The sequence below is a fragment of the Humidesulfovibrio sp. genome (genome assembly GCF_031082295.1).
Lineage (GTDB): Bacteria > Desulfobacterota > Desulfovibrionia > Desulfovibrionales > Desulfovibrionaceae > Humidesulfovibrio.
The window spans coordinates 1-18,654 of the sequence record NZ_JAVHLD010000002.1 but is presented as its reverse complement, the minus strand read 5'-3'; the positions used below and the strand labels follow the sequence as shown (position 1 = coordinate 18,654).

Here is an 18,654-nt window from a genome sequence, read left to right as displayed (position 1 = left end):
GGGAACGCTTTCGCATGAAGCCGAAGTCATTTGAGCAGGTTCTGGAAATCGTCAAGGGCAAGCCAATCCTGGTGGCCAATCGGGGCATCCCGGCACGTCGCATCTGCCGCTCCATTACCGAAATGTTTGAGGCCGTGGCCGTCATGACCGCGACCGATGTCGACAAGACTTCCCCGGCCACTACCGGCGCCCACGAGCTGCTCCTGCTTGGCGAGGACCCCCGCGCCTATCTCGATCTGGACCGCGTCATCAAAATGGCCAAGGATCGCGGCATTGTCGCCATCCACCCCGGCTGGGGCTTCGGCAGCGAGGACGACTCCTTCCCCAAGAAATGCGAGGAAGCGGGCATCATCTTCATCGGGCCGAACCAGGGGCCGATGCGTCTTCTTGGCAACAAGGTGGCCGTGCGCAAACTGGCCGAGGAGATTGGCGTACCCGTGGTGCCCGGCTCCCCCGAGGCCGTCAGCATCCCCGAGGCACGCCGCATCGCCAAGGAGATCGGCTTCCCGATCATGCTCAAGGCCGAGGGCGGCGGCGGCGGTCGCGGCATCTACGAGGTCTACGAGGAATCCCAGCTTGAGAGCGCCTTCACCAAGGCTTCGGCCCTGGCCAAGGCAAGCTTCGGCAATCCGCGCCTCTACGTGGAAAAGCTGCTCACCTCGGTGCGCCACATTGAATTTCAGACCGTGGCCGACATGTACGGCAACGTCTTCGTCTTCGACGAGCGCGACTGCTCCGTGCAGCGCAACCACCAGAAGCTCATTGAGATCACCCCTTCGCCCTGGCCGGTCTTCACGCCGGAGCTGCGCAAGGAGCTCAAGGGCTACTCTGAGAAGCTCATCAAGGCGTGCGGCTACCATTCCCTGGCCACGGTGGAGTTCCTCGTCGACAAGGACGGACGCCCCTACCTCATCGAGGTCAACACGCGCCTCCAGGTGGAGCACGGCATCACCGAATGCCGCTACGGCATTGACCTGGTTGAGGAGCAGATCGCCATCGCCTTCGGCTCCAAGTTGCGCTTCAACGAGAAGAACACCAAGCCCTACCTGCACGCCATGCAGGTGCGCGTGAATTGCGAGGACCCGCAGGACAATTTCTCGCCCAACGCAGGCACCATCACCCGCTACGTTTCTCCCGGCGGCCAGGGCGTGCGCATCGACTCCTGCATTTGCGCGGGCTACCGCTTCCCCTCTCGCTACGACTCCGCCGCCGCGCTCCTCATCACGTACGGCAGCAGCTGGGACAAGACCGTCATGCTCATGCGCCGCGCCCTGCGCGAGTACATGATTAGCGGTGTCAAAACCACCATCAACTTCCACCGCCAGGTCATCAAGCACCCGGACTTCGTTTCCGGCTACTACGACACCAACTTCGTTCGCCTGAAAAAGGCCGAGCTCATGTCCTACTCGGACCAGGAGCCGGAGCGCGTGCGCCTGACGCGCCTGGTGGCCGAGATTTCGGCAAAGGGCTACAACCCGTATGTGTCCCTGGGAGAGTACCGTGGCCGCGCCGACAAGCGTGTGGGCCGCTTCCAGCTGGTCAAGGCGCCGGAGACCTCTGACGCCGCCTTTGAGCCGCGCATCACCCGCAGCATGAGCCGTGATTCCATTCTGGATGCGCTGCGCGAGGACCGCTCCAAGGGCATCGTCCATTTCAGCGACACCACCACACGCGACATCACACAGAGCAATTCCGGAAACCGTTTCCGCCTGGCCGAAGACCGCATCATCGGCCCCTACCTGGACCGCTGCGGATTCTTCTCCCTGGAGAATGGCGGAGGCGCGCACTTCCACGTGGCCATGCTGGCCAACATGACCTACCCCTTCACCGAGGCCAAGGAGTGGAACCAGTTCGCGCCCACGACGCTGAAGCAGATCCTCATCCGCTCCACCAACGTTCTGGGCTACAAGCCGCAACCAAAGAACCTGATGCGCCTCACCGGCGAGATGATCTGCGAGCACTACGACGTCATCCGCTGCTTTGACTTCCTGAATCATGTTGAAAACATGCGTCCGTTCGCGGAAGTGGTCCTCGAATCCAAGAAGCACATCTTCGAGCCCGCCTTGTCCCTGTCCTGGGCCAAGGGCTTTGACGTGGATCACTACCTGGGCGTCACTGAGAACATCCTTGCCATGTGCGCGGACGTGCTGGGCGTCTCCAAGAAAATGGCCAGCCAGTCCATCACCTTGGGGCTCAAGGACATGGCAGGGGTTTGCCCGCCGCGTTTCATGCGCGAGCTCATCCAGGCGCTGGTCAAGAAGTACCCGGATCTGGTCATCCACAGCCACCGCCACTACACGGACGGCCTTTTCGTGCCCACCATGGGCGCTGCCGCGAGCGCTGGCGCGCACATCGTCGATACAGCCATCGGCTCCTCCGTGCGCTGGTACGGACAGGGCGACGTGCTCTCCACCTGCGCGTACATTGAGGAGGAGATGGGGCTGTCGACCGTGATCGACAAGGAGATGATCCGCTCCACCAACTTCACCCTCAAGCAGATCATGCCGTACTATGACCGCTACTGCGCGCCGTACTTCCAGGGCATCGACCACGACGTTGTCATGCACGGCATGCCCGGCGGGGCCACCTCCTCTTCGCAGGAAGGGGCCATGAAGCAGGGCTACATCCACCTCCTGCCCTACATGCTGAAGTTCCTGGCCGGAACGCGCAAGATCGTGCGCTACCACGACGTCACCCCCGGTTCCCAGATCACCTGGAACACGGCGTTTCTGGCTGTCACCGGCGCGTACAAGCGCGGCGGCGAGCGCGAGGTGCGTCGTCTGCTGAACATTCTGGATATCGTGAACCTGGCGCCCGAGGCCGACCTCACCGCTCATGAGTGCGAGGCGCGCCTCGACCTCTATCGCGACAGCAACGACGCCTTCCGCAATCTGCTGCTCGGCAAGTACGGCAAGTTGCCTCTGGGCTTCCCTGCCGACTGGGTCTACCAGAGCGCCTTCGGCAACGACTGGCAGGACGCCGTCGCCTGCCGCACCGAGGCCTCCCCGCTCGAGACCCTGGCCGACATGGACCTCGCCGCCGAGGAGCAGGCCTTGGCAGTGCGCCTTGGCCGCAAGCCGACGCCCGAAGAGTTCGTGCTCTACCTGAACCACCCTGGCGATGCGCTCAAGACCATCGAGTTCTGCGAGAACTTCGGCGATGCCAACAACCTGCCCGTCGATGTCTGGTTCGAGGGGCTTGAGAAGAACGAGAAGCTGCTCTTCCAGAGCGCTTCCGGCAAGCCGCACGTCATGCAGATCCATGACATCTCCGAGCCGGACGAGCAGGGCATCTGCACGGTGCGCTACACGGTGGACAACGAGAGCGTGAGCTATCAGGTGAAGGTGCGTGAAGGAGCCGCCTCCGAGCGCGATGCCGTGGAGATGGCCGACCTGAAGAACGAGTACCACATCGCCTCGCCTTCGAACGGTGACCTCTGGGTCATGCATGTTCGCGTGGGCGATCACGTCAAGCTTGGCGAGGAGATCTGCAACATCTCCATCATGAAGCAGGAGAAGAGCGTCTACGCGGCCACGGCCGGCATGGTCAAGCGCGTGCTCAAGAACGCCAACTACCAGGAAGACAAGATCATGGTACCTGTTAAGGAAGGCGAGCTTCTTGTGGAGCTTGGCCCGGTTGAGAGCTGCTGCCCCACCTGCAAAGCTCCTGTCGGTAGCGCGGACTTCAAGTTCTGCCCCGGCTGCGGCCAAAAGATCTAGGTCGCTCCTCCGGCTGCGCGTCTAGTTGCTTGTATGTGCAATTGACGCGCAGCCGGAGGTTGTCCGCGACTCTTTTCTTGAGTCTGTCCCTTTCTGCTGCGTTTCTTTGACCCTCTCATTCCTGCCAAAAACCCCACGCATCAAGGCCTTCTCGATTATCTGCGACTGTTGTTGTATGTACAATTGACGTAGAGTCGGCAAACGGTGTATCGCAGTTCGAACGAGAAGACGAACCGCGTCCTCATCCCACTTCCACGAGAGGCTCGTGCACAGGGATGGACGCATTTGTGTCCTCTGATGCGGCCATACGGCCCCGATGCCCCAAGATGCCAAGGAGGAGAGCATGGCCAAGAGCAAGAAGGAACAGGGCGAAAAGCCCGAAGGCGCTGGAGCCGAGTCCAAGTCCAAGCCTGCCGCAGCGACCGATCTCACAAAGAAAATCGTCCTCACTGGCGCCGACATCGTCCAGATTGGACCTGACGCCGAGCTGATTGTCGGCGGAAAGAACTACAACACCGCCATCATCAGCCAGGTTCCCGGCATCCGCGCCCCGCAATTCAGAGCCATTTCCTCCAACGCTTTCCACATGTTGCTTGATGAGACCAAGGTCAACGCGGCTCTTGTGCGCTCCATCGTGGACAAGGAATACAACGCCACAGACTGGAACGACGACGAGGTCAACCGCGACGTTGAATTCCTTCGCAAGTTCACCCGCCGCATCTCCAAGCGCATCAGGGAAGAGCTGGTCCGCAATTCCGGCACGCTCATCAAGCTGCGTACCTTCGTGAACAATGTTGTCGAGGGCTTCGCCACCTCGCCGGAGGGCATCGACCAGCTGCGCAAGCGTTCTGTCCTCGTCCAGGCGGCCATTCTTTCGGTCGACCCCCCTCAGGAGGTCGTTGATTCCGTCCGCCGCGCCTATCTCGACATCTGCGCCGATGCCGGCCTGGAGAACGAGCCCATGGCCGTGCGCTCCTCAGCCGCGGGCGAGGACAGCCGCAAGAAGGCCTTTGCCGGCCTGCAGGACACCTACCTGAACATCGTGGGCGAAGACCGTTGCGTCGAGGCCTACCACTGGGATTGTGCCTCTGCCTACAATCTGCGCAGCATGACCTACCGCCGCGAAGCCATCCTCGACGCGGTGCACAAGGCCGAGCAGACCGGCGACGACACCATCGCCGAAACGGCCAAGAAGGAATGGGCCATCGAGAACACCTCCCTCTCGGTGTGCATCATGCGCATGATCAACCCGCTCATTTCCGGCACGGCCTTCAGCGCAGACACGGCCACCGGCTGCCGTGGCACCGACCGCAACGATCTTGTTTCCATCGACGCCAGCTACGGCCTCGGCGAGGCAGTTGTGGGCGGCATGGTCACCCCCGACAAGTTCTACGTCTTCCAGCGTGACGACGGCAGCGAGGTCGTGGTCCGCTACATGGGCTGCAAGGACAAGAAGATCGTCTACGACGAGGATCTTGGCGGCACCAAAGACGTGCATGTTGACGAGAACGAGGTGTTTCGCTGGGCTCTCTCGCTTGCCCAGGCAGAGGAGGTCGCCCGCGGCGTTCGCGGCATCTCCAAGGCTTATGGCGGCATGATCATGGATACCGAGTTCTGCATCGACTCCGCCGACCGTCTGTGGTTCGTTCAGGCCCGGCCCGAGACCCGCTGGAACGACGACTTCGACCAGCACCCGCACACCATTTTCATGCGGCGCAAGGAAGTGGACCCCAAGGCCCTGAACGACGCCGAGTTGATCCTTGAAGGCAACGGCGCCTCGCGCGGGGCCGGGCAGGGCACCGTGAAGTTCCTGCGTTCCGCCCTTGAACTCAACAAGGTCAACAAGGGTGACATCCTGGCCGCAGAGCGCACCGACCCGGACATGGTGCCGGGAATGCGCATCGCCAGCGCCATTCTGGCCGATGTTGGCGGCGACACCAGCCACGCCGCCATCACCTCGCGCGAACTGGGCATTCCGGCCGTCATCGGCCTGCAGCGCCTGGAGGTCATCCGCTCTCTCGACGGGCAGGAGATCACGGTAGACGGCTCGCGCGGTCGCGTGTACCGGGGCCTGTTGCCCCTGGTGGACGTTGGCGGCGAAATCGACGTGAGCAAGCTTCCGGCCACCAAGACCAAAGTCGGCCTGATCCTGGCGGACATCGGCCAGTCGCTGTTCCTGTCGCGCCTGCGCCATGTGCCCGACTTTGAGGTCGGCCTCCTGCGCGCCGAGTTCATGCTCGGCAACATCAGCGTACATCCGCTGGCCCTTGAGGCCTATGACCGGGGCGTGCTGAACTCCCTGGTTGATGCCAAGCTGCGTGAACTGGACGGCATCCTGTCCAAGGTCATGAAGGAGCAGTTGTCTTCCGGCCTCATCAACATGCGCATCAAGCTGCGCGACTACGTCGGCCTCGTCACCGGTCTGGGCAAGGAGCTCGCTGCCCTCTCCGAGCGCGAAAACACAAAGGGTACCGACGAGGTGCTTGCCTTGCACCGCCGCCTGCGCGAGCTGGACAAGAAGCTCGACGAGCACATCGGCTTCGCCACCGAGCGCCTGGAGACCCTCAAGACCTCGGTTTCCCTGAAGAAGCATATCGCCGTCATCATGGGCTACACCGATGTCGTCGACAACATCAACGAGAACTACGCCGACGCCCAGAAGACCAAGCAGGACCACGAGCGCGAGATCGAGAAGATCGCCGCGCGCATCAAGGACGAGCCGGGCGTGGTCGAGGTGCTGGATCGCATCGCCGCCCTGCGCGAGGAAGTGGCCCTCAAGATGGGCCTCAAGACCGAAATGGACGAGGTGCGCACCCTGCCGGAGCGCATCCGCAAGCTGCTTGAATCGCGCGGGTTCCGCACCGGCAAGGAGCACTACATCCAGACTCTGGCCCAGGGCCTGGCCCTGTTCGCCATGGCCTTCTACGGCAAGAACATCGTCTACCGCACCACGGACTTCAAGACCAATGAGTACCGCAACCTCCTGGGCGGGCTGCTGTTCGAGCACGACGAAGACAACCCCATGCTGGGCTTCCGCGGCGTGTCGCGCAACATCCACGACTGGGAGCTTGAGGCCTTCAAGCTGGCGCGCGGCATCTTCGGCGGCAAGAACCTGCAGATCATGCTGCCCTTCGTGCGCACCCTTGAAGAGGCGCGCAGCATGAAGCGCTACCTGAAGCAGGTGCACAACATCGAGTCCGGCAAGGACGGGGTCAAGCTCATCCTTATGGCGGAAATTCCCAGCAACGCCATTCTTTGCAAGGAGTTCCTGCAGGAGGTCGACGGCTTCTCCATCGGCTCCAACGACATGACCCAGATGGTGCTGGCCACCGACCGCGACAATCCCCGCCTGCAGCACATCTACGACGAGGAAGATCCCGCTGTCGTTTGGGCCATCCTGGTGACCATCTTCGCGGGTCAGAAGTACGTGAAGAAGGTCGGCTTCTGCGGCCAGGGCGTGTCCAACAGCGAGATCCTGCGCGGCCTGGTGGCCATCGCCGGCATCGACTCCGCATCGGTCGTGCCCGACACCTACCGTAAGACCAAGGTCCAGATGGCCGAGGTCGAAGCCCTGAACATCCCTGTGTCCGAACTCGGCGCATGGCTGAAGGAGCAGCACTTCGCCCGCCTTCGCATGCTACTCGACGAGCACGGCTACGGCCACATCCTCAAGCGCTACAACACCGCCGAGGACATCATGGAATGGTACGAGGGCGAGCTTGACCGTTTCAGCGAGCAGCTGCGCGACAATATCGAGAGCCCCAAGGAAGCCTTCTACCGCCAGGAGATGGAGCACTTCCGTTCCACCTTCCACAAGCCCGTGATCTATTCCAGCTGGAACTGGACATACACTGTAGAAGACGCCATGCACCACGCCGGCTTCGCCACCTACGACGAGCAGGCCAAGGCCATGGCCGTGAAGCGGTCTATGCAGTGGTAGCAATGGTGCCGTTGGCGACAACGCGCTAGCGGCGCTAGACGAGCAACAGTAATAAAGCGGCGGCCTGGAGACGGGCCGCCGCTTCTTGTTTGGCAAGGAAACGCTTAGTCCTCAAAGGCGGGGAACTTGAGCTCGTCGTCGATTTGGTCGGCATCTGGCGCATTGTAGCGCACCAGGTTGCGCAGATGAAAGAAGCTGTCTTCGTCCATGGGCTTGAAGTCTATGGCGACGCCTGTGGTATCGCTTCGAATGATCTCGCACTCGATTTCAATGCTGGCCTCGCTTGAAAGTTCGATGCGAATGACGCCAACCTCGCCAGTGGAAATGCCGGGCTGAGGCTTGGCCAACATTCCCTTCAGGCTGATATTCTCAGTGCTGAGCTGGAACACAGTGCTGCCTTTCTGGAGGTATTGCGCAATAATATGCGTGTTTACCCTGCTGCGGCGACGGCGGTTTTCTTCCATGGGGTGCCCCTTGGTGGAGTCGGTATGCTCTACCGAAAAATGTATGTTGAAGGTGTTGGGGCGTCAAGGGTTGGGGGTTTGTGTCGGCTTGTCCGGCTGCTTGGCCAGACTCAGAACCTTGAGGTTCGGAAGCGCGATCCCGGCAAGGATCAGCGCCATGCCAGCAACCTGTATCGGAACGATGGCTTCGCCCAGAATCAAGGCAGAGGCGAGCACCGTTGTGATGGGTTCAAGGGTGGAGCAGATTGAGGCCTTGGCGCTGCCCACAAGCTCAACCGCGCGGTACAAGAGGGTCACTGCCAGGGCTGTCGGTACGAGGCCGAGCAGGATGGTCAGTGCTTTGGTGAACATGTCGAGGTCGGGAAAACGAGTCGGCGGGGCCATCGTCGTGTAGACAAGGGCGGTGGCGACAACAACGTACACGGAGATGGTGCGCGGGTTCTCTCCGACAAGCAGGTATTCCAGGCAAAGAAGATACAGCGAGAAGATCAGCATCGAAGCGACGGCGAGAGTCAGCCCTGTCTGGCTGATGCTGCGCAGGAAGGCATCGAAAAACACAAGCCCGCACCCGGCAACCAGCAGGGCCAGCGAAATGGCAACGAGGCGATCCAGCCGGGTTTTGAAGAGTAGGGCGGAAAGAAGCGTCACCGCCACCGGGTAGAAGTAGAGGATGAGTGAGGTCGTGGCTGCGGGGATGTACTTGAGTGAGGACATGAAGCAGAAGCTTTGCACCGGGTACAGGCCGATGCCGAGAAAGGCCGCCTTGAGCAGGGTCTTGGGCCGTGCGCGAAGAACAGAACGGTCCGTGAGCCCAAAATAGGCAAGCAGCATCAGGCCTGCGAATCCGAAGCGGTACTGCAGGATCTCAGCGGCCTCCAGGCCGTGAGTCATGGCAAGCTTTCCCAGCACCGCCAGCATGCCGAAGCAGCAAGCGCTGAGCGCGGCATAAATGAAGCCTTTAGAGCCGTGTCCCACTACTGCACACTCCTATACTCGTGGGCAGTGTGCTACGCGATGTGAGGACACAGAGCAAGTTCAGCGTCAGAAGGACGCCGCTAAAGATCCGTCGTGAAGGTGTACTTGATGACAAGCGGCTCCTGTGCTGTTTGCGCTGGCACATCCAACGCAAATTCCAGAACTCCGGAAGAACGCTTCGTCCATTTCTGCGTGGAATCTTGAACCTTCCAGTTGCCAGGTATCAGTTCCTGCAGAACCACCCGCTGCTTCTGTTTCTTGGCGTTTTTAACCCGCAGCTCCCAGGAGCACCTGTAGCTGTTCTTGCCGGTCTTTTCGAACTCCATGGCCACTCGTTCAACTGTGACGTCAAACGCCTGCCCAAGGCGAAGATCTACCATTTCGCCTGCGGGGGCGGGGTCTATAGGCGCTTCACCAAGAAAATGCTTGCTGCCGCCTTCTGACTGAAACGCTCTCACGATGCCTTTGGGCAGCGGAACCCCTAAACCCATGACCTCGGAGTTCCGAAAAGAGATAATGGTGTCGAGCCGTTCCTTGATGGGGTCAACGTCGCGACCAGATGGCAAGGCGTTTGCGTGCCCAAGCAGTTTTTTGCTCACGTCCAGGCGGCCGGAAGCTAATAGCTGAACCTGCGAGGACTGCTGGTTCGCCAGGGTGACTGGACGCTTCAAGGGGTAGAGGTGGTACTCAAAGAGTTCTTCCGGCGTGCTTGAAGACTCGAGTGAAATCGCAGCCGACTTTGCTTGGTTCGCGAACAAGGTCCTTGGAGTGAACTGTTGAACGCTTCGCGGCTCTCCGGCCAACAGTTCGACTTCTGCCTTTGTGAAATCAGCGCCTGAACGGTTCTGGATGGTCACCCAGCCTGTGAGTTGGCCGCTTGTGGATGCTTTGTTCATTGTCAGGACGTAGTCCATTCGCCAGGAAATCTCGCGAGCGATGTAACTCAGCTCGATGTCTTGCTTGACCTGGCCGGTGTTGTTGACGTTCATCACGATTCTTGGACGTGCCGAAAGGCTCTTGGGGTGCTCCGGATAGATGATCGCATCGTATGGCCCAGCGTAGAGTGCGCCATCTACAAGGAACACGGGCGCCTCCTCAGTGGACATGATAGTGGCCTGCTTCTGAACACGGCCATCGCGGCTCTTGCCATCAGGCAGGATGAGCATGACCTCTTTGCCAAGGTGTTTGCGCAACAGGTTGGTCGGTGTCAGCAGGTCGTTTTCAAGACTGAGATCACGAATGGTGAGAGCTCGAGGCGAGGACTTGGAGTCAACCTGAAGCGTGTGCGCCTCTATGGTGGCCGGCAGGTCGGTCAAAAGAACGCTGCCTTCGCCCTTTGGCAGGGTCAAATGACGAATCTCGGTTACCAGAGCCTGGTTGTTTTGTTGTACGACAAGACGAACTTTTGAAGACCGCTCCTGAGCAAAAATGTTTGTCGAGAGAGCAGCGACAACGGCAATGGTCAGGAAAAGGTATTTCACGGCATCCTCCAGGATGGACGAGTAAAGATGTAAGATTTTGATTGGATACGTACCATGTTTTGCGGGTTTGTCCAGCGGGTTTCTGAGCCTGTCGAAAGAGTCTATAAAAAGTATAACTATTGAGAATCCCATTGGTAACGAGAATATTGCAAATGAGTACTTTACAAGAGGGCACAACTTGATTCAATAAGTATTCCCAGTCGAGTCTGCTGCCAATGGCGCAGGTTGACGTGATAGGCCGCCCGCTGAAGGCTGCCAGGAGGAGATTCAAGCAGTATGTTTGCGATTATAGGTGTGTTTATTGTTCTGGGCTGTGTCGTTGGGGGCTATGTCCTTGAGGGCGGCCCCCTTGGCGTGCTTTACCAGCCCATCGAACTGCTCATCATTGGCGGCGCCGCTGTCGGATCATTTTTCATTGCCTCGCCGAAAAGCATCATTTTTGGGACTATGAAAAAGGCTTTAAAAGTCTTCACTGCGTCGGAAGCTTCCAAGCAGACCTTTCTCGATATCCTGAGCGTGCTCTACACGCTCATGAACATGGCCCGCCGCGACGGCATCGTGTCCATCGAGTCGCATGTGAACAAGCCCGATGGAAGCGCTGTTTTCACAAAATTCCCGTCAGTGCTCAAGAACCACGAAGTGCGTGATTTCATCTGCGACAACTTCAAGGTTCTTCTTGCTGGCAACATCGAGCCGCATCAGTTCGAAGCCCTCATGGACATCGACATGTCGGCTTCCCACAAGCATGAGTCCAACACGCCAAACGCTATCAACAAGGTCGCCGACTCCCTGCCCGGCCTGGGTATCGTTGCCGCGGTTCTTGGCGTCGTTCTCACCATGGGTAAGATCAATGAACCCCCCGAGGTGCTTGGACACAGCATCGGCGCGGCGCTGGTCGGAACCTTCCTGGGCATTCTCATGTGCTACGGCTTCGCCGGACCCATGGCCCAGAATCTTGAATATCAAGTGAAGGAAACCCACTCCATGCTTGAAGTTGTCAAGTCTGGACTTGTCGGTTTTGCCAGCGGCTTTCCGCCAATGCTCGCCGTAGAGGCTGCGCGACGTGCCGTTTCCGGCCAGGCCAGGCCCTCGTTTGAAGAACTGGAAGGAGCCCTGAAGGGTGGCCAAAAGTAAAGGCAGCCAGAACATAATCATCATCAAGAAGGGTGGTGAGGGGCACGCGGCCCACCACGGAGGCAGCTGGAAGGTTGCCTACGCTGACTTCGTCACGGCCATGATGGCCTTCTTCCTGCTCATGTGGCTCATCGCCGCGCTTAAGCCGCAACAAAAGGAGTCCCTGTCCATCGTCTTTAAGGACGTCAAGAAGGACGCCACCCAGGTGACCAAGCAGGTCGTCATGGCGACCTTCATCCCAAAAGATGCCAAGGTCGGCGTAGCGGAGATGAACCTTTCCGAAAAGGATCAGCTCAAGTACCAGGTGGCCCTGCTGGTGAAGGAGCTGTTGGCCAAGGACCAAGACCTTCAGAACAACTCCGGCATCAGTTCAGACAACGCCGGTGTGCTGATGCAGGTGAACAACTCGGTCATGTTCGCGCCAAATTCGGCTGTGCTCAAGCCGGAAGCTGCGAAAATGCTTGAAGGCGTCACCAACATCATGCTGTCCCAGAAGGTCAATCTCGTCATTCGTGGCCATACGGACGATACGGAAAACGGCAGCGGCCTTTACCCCTCCAAGTGGGAGCTGTCCGCCGCACGTGCCGCCGCCTGCCTGCGCTTCATTCTGGCCAAGGGCAATGGCGCCATTGCAGCAACCCGCATGCGAGCGGCGGGCTACGCCGACTCAAGGCCGCTTGTGCCGATTTTTGACGACGCAAGTCGCTCGGCAAACAGAAGGGTGGAGTTCTATTACCACAGCCCAGAGACTGAGACCTGGTAGCTGCTACGGCTTGGTTTTACCAGTAAAAAGGCGTCCTTCCGGGCGCCTTTTTTGTTGTCTGGTGGGGCAGGTGATCAGCAGGAACGGAAGTTCAAGTCCACTATGAGATTCCTGTGCTCGTCATGGCCTTCAAGGCGCCCCTTTTTCATGGCATCGTAAATGTGCAGGAAGACCTTGCCCGGTTCGCCCTTTTCGTCATGCAGGAAGTAGGTATGCCCCCTGGGGCGGTCGTACTTGTTGTTCACGTCGTCGCAGTCGACGGAAAAGACGTTCTTGGGCGTCAGGTGGATATGCTCTGGGCCGGTATGACCGAGGCGGCGCGAGGCGGAATCAGCGCCGAGGGGGCCGACAGTGCCTGCGCCGAGAATGCGGTCGTCGGTAGCGTAGTAGACGATGACGTTTCGCGTGCTGTGGCAGATGAAACGCCCTTCGCGGCTGTTTTCGAGTGCTTCGTTGAAGACATCGGCCGCTAGCATGAAGATGTTGCGGAACATCAGCGGAACCTGGCTCTTGCGGTGATAGCGAGACCAGCAGAACAGTGCCTGCCGGAGCACGCGGTTGCCCATGGAGTGGGCCAAAACGCTCATGCGCTTGAGGCAGGGGGCGTCGCTGGACTTTACGGACTCGCGCCAGACAAGAAACTTCTCGAGAGCGCGGGCGAAGGCGATTCCGCTTGCCTCTGCGGCGACCTGGTCCTCGTGGAAGTCTTTGAGGATGCCCGAGCCGTTGTCACAGGGCCAGATGATGGGCACAACATCAACAAGGCCTTTGTCTTGTTCGTCGAACAGTGCCTGGAGCTTTTCAGCCAAAGGGAAGATGTGTTCTTCGGGCAACTGCGCTGAATCGTGGATGTAGAACAGAATCTGGCGCGCAGGAGACTTGCGCATGGCCTTCATGAAATTCTCGTTGCCCAGCTCAACGTAAGCCTTCTTGTTGTCGTCACGCCAGCAGAAATATACGGACTGGGAGGCTTCGTTGTTGTCCAGGTCGAAACTCACCTTGCGCATTTCAGAGGACTTGTTGCCCTCGACGAACGGCCTGTTGGTGATGAAAAACATGTGCTGCTCCTTTGCGGATCATTCACAAGAGTTGTCACTGCCTCATTGGAATCTAGCCCCAATGGGAAGACTTTGTCCAGTATTTGGCTGGCTGATAGAGGCGTAGATTGCTACATGGCTTGAGAGAGATGCTCGGAAATGATGTCGCGTGTGGCGTAGCTTACAACCTTCCGGTATTTGTTCCAGGCCAGCGCTTCTCGTTTATATGATTGGCTGAGAGTGCATGCATGGAGTTCGCCTTTCTGTACCGGGAGGAATCTGCGCCCAACGTGCAAAGAGCGTAGTCCTGTGTCGTAGGCGTGGACGTTTGACTGGAACTGTTCAATGTTACGCTTGCGGGCGATACGAGATTTCACTGGTTGCATCTGCATGTCATAGTCGCTGTCGCAATTGTGCAGAACATGACCAGCGCCATCGACAAAGATGTTTTTGCGTCCACTCAGGCCGACGCGAATTCCGAAGTCGGAATCCTCCTCGCCGTACACCCCATAGTCTTCACAAAAATTGCCCAATGCTAAACGCATCTCGCGGGAGGTGAGCAGGCACGCTCCGCCGCAGAATTCCGTCTCGAAGATGGCGGTTGGCCCAATATGCAAGGTCGGGATCGCATCGTCTGGGATGACCTTGTAGGCTACTGCGCCTATGCTTGAGCCTGGGGTGAAGAATTGGAGCAGATTCTTGAGCCAGCCTATGTGCAACACTTCGATGTCGTTATCGAGCTTGAGGAAGTGGTCGGCATCGGCAGCGGCCCAACCCGTGTTGCAGGCGCAGGCGACGCCCATGTTTTTCTCAAACATGATGAGATGTTGGATCTTGCCCTGTGCCTTCAGTTCGCGAAGGAATGCTCGTGTGCCGTCAGTGCTGGCATTGTCGACAACGCATAAGGCGTAATGCTCTCGCGTGTTGCGAAGCACCGAGTCAATGGTCCGGCGCGTAAGCTCCAGCCGATTGTGGGTGACGACGGTGATGTTTACCTGTGGGCGTTGCATCTTGCCTCCAGTCTGCGGGATGGACTGAGCAAGAAGCGTACCTGGAACCTTTTTCCTGTTGGGTTAGGGGCAGCGAGGGACCAGCAGTTCGAACTGCTGCGTCTCCGGAAGATAGCTGAAGAGTTCGCCACTCTCGAAGTCAAAGTACCAGCCGTGCAAGTATAATTTGCCAGCTTCGACCCGCTCGTGAACCCAGGGGAAGCTCAACAGGTTCTCCAGCGAGATGAGGATGGCTGCCTGCTCACACGCGCGTTCTTGTACCCGTGGTTCTTGGCCAGCCAGATTGGTGAGGACTTCCTCGCGCGCCTTGGCGGCGATGCCCACCCAAGCGTCGATGAAGGCGCCGCTTCGGCCACCGCCGCCCTCGCGCAACAAGGCCTTGATGCCGCCGCAGTTGCAGTGGCCAAGCACGATGATGTGCTCCACCTCAAGGGAGCGCACAGCAAACTCAACGGCAGCGCTGACGCCGTGGTGCCCGCCGTCGTTTTCGCAGGGAGGCACAAGGTTGGCGACGTTACGAACCACAAAGAGGTCGCCAGGTGCGCAACCGGTAAGCAGGGCAGGGTCAACGCGAGAGTCGGAGCAGCCAATAAGCAGGGCGCGAGGCTTTTGCTCTTCCTTGAGATCAGAAAAAACTGTGGAATCAGCGCAGAAGTAGTCCTTCTGGAAACGCTTGAATCCAAAAATGAACTTGGCGATTTCGCTCATGGAGTTCCTGTGAAGCGGGGTGATGTCTGCTTAGGGCATTAGTGGTGAACTAACGCCAAAACATATCTGTCCGAAAATCGTTGCGGAGTCAATGCGTCACTGGCTGGAGTGACTGGCAAGAATTGATCATTGCAGGCCAGCCTGCTTTAATGTGCGATCAATTATGGCCTGGCGTGTTCCATTCGCGTCCATTTGCTTAAGCGCCTTGGACAGCAGAGGAACCAGAGCGGCGTGCTTCTTGTTGAGGTAGAGGTACATGTCTGGGTTGCCCAGCGCCGGTGTTTGCGCTCTCACTCCCGTCAAGCCCATGGACTTTATGAGCATGGATCCTGCGATATCCTCATGGATAATCACGTCAACGCGGTCATTCGTGAGCAACGTGAACAGCGTCTTGTCGTCGCGTACCTTGTGTAAGGATTTTGTTTTGGGCATGTATCGTTCAGGGTATTGCCAGCCGTTCAGCATCCCGACATTGTAGGGCTTAAGATCTTCCCACTTTTTAATGACTATGTCAGGATTTTTAACAAAGGCTGTAAATGCGAAGTCGCATATCTTGGCTGGGACCATCACAAGATTGTGGTACTTGTCCTCAACTCCGCTTGTCCTTGCAAAGTTCCCGTCGTCGATGCCTTGGTCAGCGTTGATAAGGGCTCGTTCCGAGGGCAGAAGAACGACTCTGATATCGAGTCCGATGCTGCGGAAAGCCATTTTGAGGATCAAGTCTTCAAAGCCGGTGGCATCTGGCGTTGAGCGCGGATATATATCATCGGTGTTGAGCACCAGCGTCTGAGCAAATGATGCATTTGTGAAGAGGAAGAGGACGATAATGACCGTGCATATACAAGTGCGCATAGCGATCCCTTGGGTGGTAATCCATTTGATGCATTAGATGTTAATGACCTACTTTTGGGAGGTGCGTCAATAATAATTTGAGCAAGGACTATGTGCTGTCCTGAAATACCTTGGTTGGTTGTCTGGTGTGCCGTTATGACGTCGTTTCTGTTTCAGAGGTGAAAACAGTATTAGAGCGCATGGTGTAATTAAACTTCACAGCACTTATAAGGTGCTAAGAATGTGGCTTGCCGAGATACGTTTGTGCGCTCACGATATTAACGTAGCGCATTCAGTGCTGAACCCTGTGGCGCCTACAAATGCAGCAAGCCAGCGCGTGTGGTACTTCGTCTTTTAAGCTGAATGCAAAGTCAAGGATGTTTGAGTCGCTCGATAGATTCAAGCAGACGCATTCAGTTCGTTCAGCCTGGCCTCAGCCTCCTCCCAGCGAGCGAACGCCTGTTCGAGCTCCTCTTCCAGGGCAACAAGTTCGTTGCGTGTCGCAGTCATGACCTTGGGAGCCTTCTTGTAGAGCTCGGGGTCGGCCAGTCGCTCAGTGGTCTTTGCGATTTCAGTTTCAAGCGCTTCGATGCGCGCCGGAAATTCCGCCAGTTCTGTCGCCAATGCTTCTTTCTCGCGCTGTTCCTTGAAGCTCAGCTTTCTCGGCTTTGACGTGGAAGAAGGCGTTGGTGACGTCGGTGCCGTAACCTGCGCGGGTTGCTTGACCAGCAAGGGTTTGCTCGAAGCGTAGGTCGTTGAAGACTCCGTGGGCGCGGGCCTCTGCCGCAACCAGTCATCGTAGCCGCCGACGTATTCAGCCACAACGCCATCCCCTTCGAAAACAAGGGTGCTCGTGACGACGTTGTTCAGGAACGCGCGATCGTGGCTCACCAGGATGAGGGTGCCTGGATACTCCATGAGGCGGTCCTCAAGCAGCTCCAGGGTTTCAGCGTCCAGATCGTTGGTTGGCTCGTCCATGACCAGCACATTGGAGGGCCGGGTGAACAGGCGTGCCAGAAGCAGCCGGTTGCGCTCCCCGCCGGAGAGCACGCGGACCGGGCTGTTGGCGCGGTCTGACGAGAAGAGGAAGTCCTTCAGGTAGCCCATGACGTGGCGCACATGGCCGTTGATGGTGACCTGGTCGCTGCCTTCGGCCACGCTTTCCCGCACGCTTTTGTTGGGGTCGAGCTCTTCGCGGTGCTGGTCGAAATAGGCCACCTCGAGGTTGGTGCCCAGGCGCACAATGCCGGTTGTGGGTTTGATCCTGCCCAAAAGCACCTGTATGAGGGTCGTCTTGCCAGCGCCGTTTGGACCGATGAGCCCAAGCTTGTCCCCGCGCATGATGGAAAGATCGAGGTCCTTAAATACAGGCGTGGCGCCAGCAAGGTGGCCATCGCCCCAGTAGTGGGACACGCCCTTGGCCTCCACCACCAGCTTGCCGCTACGCTCTGCGTCCTGCACGATGATGGTCGCGGTGCCTGTGCGCTCGCGCCGGCGGGCGCGTTCTTCACGCAGCTTCTTGAGCTCGCGCACGCGGCCTTCGTTCCTGGTGCGCCTGGCCTTCACGCCCTGGCGGACCCAGACTTCCTCCCGCGCGAGCTTCTTGTCGAACTCGGCCCAGCTCTTCTCCTCGGAGGCGAGCAGGGCTTCCTTGCGTTCCAGGAAGGTGTCGTAGTCGCAGGACCAGTCTGCCAGCTTGCCACGGTCCAGTTCGATGATGCGGGTGGCGATGCGCCGCAGGAACATGCGGTCGTGGGTGATGAAGATGAGCGTGCGCACGTGGCGCAGCAGGAAGTCCTCCAGCCAGGCGATGGAGTCGATGTCCAGGTGGTTTGTGGGCTCGTCGAGCAGCAGAACGTCGGGGTTGCCGACCAGCGCCCGAGCCAGCAGCGCCCTGCGCTTGAGCCCTCCGGAGAGGTCTTCGAAGTTCTGGTTCGGATTCAGGGCCAGGCGGGAAATGGCCGCGTCCACATCGGACAGCGCTTCCCAGCCACAGGCATCAGACAGGGCGGTTTGCGCCTCGGCCAGTCGGTCCATGTCGCCGCTCTCCAGCGCCTTGTGGTGTTCGGCAATGTGACGCCCGACTTCACCCAGCCCTTGGGTGACGACCTCATACACCGTGCCGGTAAGTTCCTCGGGCACTTTCTGCGAGAGACGAGCAACCGTCAATCCGACAGAGCGCGCAATGTCGCCGCTGTCAGGAGTCAGGTCGCCTGAGAGCAGGCGCAGGAGTGTAGACTTGCCTTCGCCGTTGCGGCCCACAAGGCAGACGCGCTGTCCAGGCTCGATTTGGAAGGAAATGCTGTCGAGCAGCTTGGGTCCGCCGAAACTCATGGAGAGGTTGTTAACGCTGAAGAGTGCCATGCCGGGCTTCCTATGCTGGCTGAGGCTGTGGGTCAAGGCAATGGGAGGAGGGAAGGGCGTGCAGGAGCTTTTGAATGAAGAGATGGATTCGGATCGCTTGGTATGAGAAGCGAACCTGCGCTAACGCTTGGGAATGTCGTATCGTCTCAATCGTCGGCGCAATGAGTGTGTTGATGTCTGAGCATGCCTTGAGGGCAGGTTAAGATAGATGTTGGCCCGGTCGGAAAT

Annotated in this window: 12 protein-coding genes; 4 read left to right on the top strand and 8 right to left on the bottom strand. The window is 58.7% G+C overall.

Going from position 1 to position 18,654, the window contains the following annotated elements; translation table 11 throughout:
• The first annotated feature begins 14 nt into the window (after nucleotides 1-14).
• Nucleotides 15-3,719: a pyruvate carboxylase gene (locus tag RDU24_RS01485; RefSeq protein WP_308733952.1), complete on the top strand. Its 3,705-nt coding sequence runs from the start codon at nucleotides 15-17 to the stop codon at nucleotides 3,717-3,719.
• Between the two features lie 343 nt (nucleotides 3,720-4,062).
• On the top strand, nucleotides 4,063-7,659 hold the full coding sequence (locus tag RDU24_RS01480) for a PEP/pyruvate-binding domain-containing protein (RefSeq protein WP_308733951.1): 3,597 nt from the start codon (nucleotides 4,063-4,065) through the stop codon (nucleotides 7,657-7,659).
• Between the two features lie 104 nt (nucleotides 7,660-7,763).
• Here the strand turns inward: RDU24_RS01480 and RDU24_RS01475 are convergent, their stop codons facing one another.
• The 3 genes from RDU24_RS01475 to RDU24_RS01465 form a co-directional block, all read right to left on the bottom strand.
• Nucleotides 7,764-8,123: a PilZ domain-containing protein gene (locus tag RDU24_RS01475; RefSeq protein ID WP_308733950.1), complete on the bottom strand. Its 360-nt coding sequence runs from the start codon at nucleotides 8,121-8,123 to the stop codon at nucleotides 7,764-7,766.
• 63 nt (nucleotides 8,124-8,186) lie between these two features.
• The gene (locus RDU24_RS01470) at nucleotides 8,187-9,098 is read right to left on the bottom strand and encodes a DMT family transporter (RefSeq protein WP_308733949.1); all 912 of its coding nucleotides are present in this window, start codon (nucleotides 9,096-9,098) and stop codon (nucleotides 8,187-8,189) included.
• A gap of 80 nt (nucleotides 9,099-9,178) precedes the next feature.
• Nucleotides 9,179-10,579, bottom strand: a complete 1,401-nt coding sequence (locus tag RDU24_RS01465) for a DUF4139 domain-containing protein (RefSeq protein WP_308733948.1) — start codon at nucleotides 10,577-10,579, stop codon at nucleotides 9,179-9,181.
• A 276-nt stretch (nucleotides 10,580-10,855) separates the two neighbouring features.
• Here RDU24_RS01465 and motA point away from each other — a divergent pair, with 276 nt between their 5' ends.
• Both motA and RDU24_RS01455 read left to right on the top strand, forming a co-directional pair.
• Nucleotides 10,856-11,713, top strand: coding sequence for a flagellar motor stator protein MotA (gene motA, locus RDU24_RS01460; RefSeq protein ID WP_308733947.1), 858 nt, complete (start codon nucleotides 10,856-10,858; stop codon nucleotides 11,711-11,713).
• Entirely contained in the window at nucleotides 11,700-12,476 is a 777-nt protein-coding gene (locus RDU24_RS01455; protein ID WP_308733946.1) for an OmpA/MotB family protein, read from the top strand. Before motA ends, RDU24_RS01455 begins: the two co-directional genes overlap by 14 nt.
• Before the next feature lie 74 nt (nucleotides 12,477-12,550).
• On the opposite strand, the gene RDU24_RS01450 is transcribed toward RDU24_RS01455, so the two are convergent.
• The 5 genes from RDU24_RS01450 to abc-f all read right to left on the bottom strand — a co-directional run bounded on the left by RDU24_RS01450 (nucleotide 12,551) and on the right by abc-f (nucleotide 18,426).
• Nucleotides 12,551-13,534, bottom strand: a complete 984-nt coding sequence (locus RDU24_RS01450; RefSeq protein WP_308733945.1) for an alpha/beta hydrolase — start codon at nucleotides 13,532-13,534, stop codon at nucleotides 12,551-12,553.
• Nucleotides 13,535-13,644: 110 nt separating this feature from the next.
• Entirely contained in the window at nucleotides 13,645-14,523 is an 879-nt protein-coding gene (locus RDU24_RS01445; RefSeq protein WP_308733944.1) for a glycosyltransferase family 2 protein, read from the bottom strand.
• A 63-nt stretch (nucleotides 14,524-14,586) separates the two neighbouring features.
• Nucleotides 14,587-15,231, bottom strand: a complete 645-nt coding sequence (locus RDU24_RS01440) for a carbonic anhydrase (protein ID WP_308733943.1) — start codon at nucleotides 15,229-15,231, stop codon at nucleotides 14,587-14,589.
• Between the two features lie 126 nt (nucleotides 15,232-15,357).
• Nucleotides 15,358-16,083, bottom strand: coding sequence for a substrate-binding periplasmic protein (locus RDU24_RS01435; RefSeq protein ID WP_308733942.1), 726 nt, complete (start codon nucleotides 16,081-16,083; stop codon nucleotides 15,358-15,360).
• A gap of 378 nt (nucleotides 16,084-16,461) precedes the next feature.
• The gene (gene abc-f, locus RDU24_RS01430; protein WP_308733941.1) at nucleotides 16,462-18,426 is read right to left on the bottom strand and encodes a ribosomal protection-like ABC-F family protein; all 1,965 of its coding nucleotides are present in this window, start codon (nucleotides 18,424-18,426) and stop codon (nucleotides 16,462-16,464) included.
• Nucleotides 18,427-18,654 lie beyond the last annotated feature (228 nt).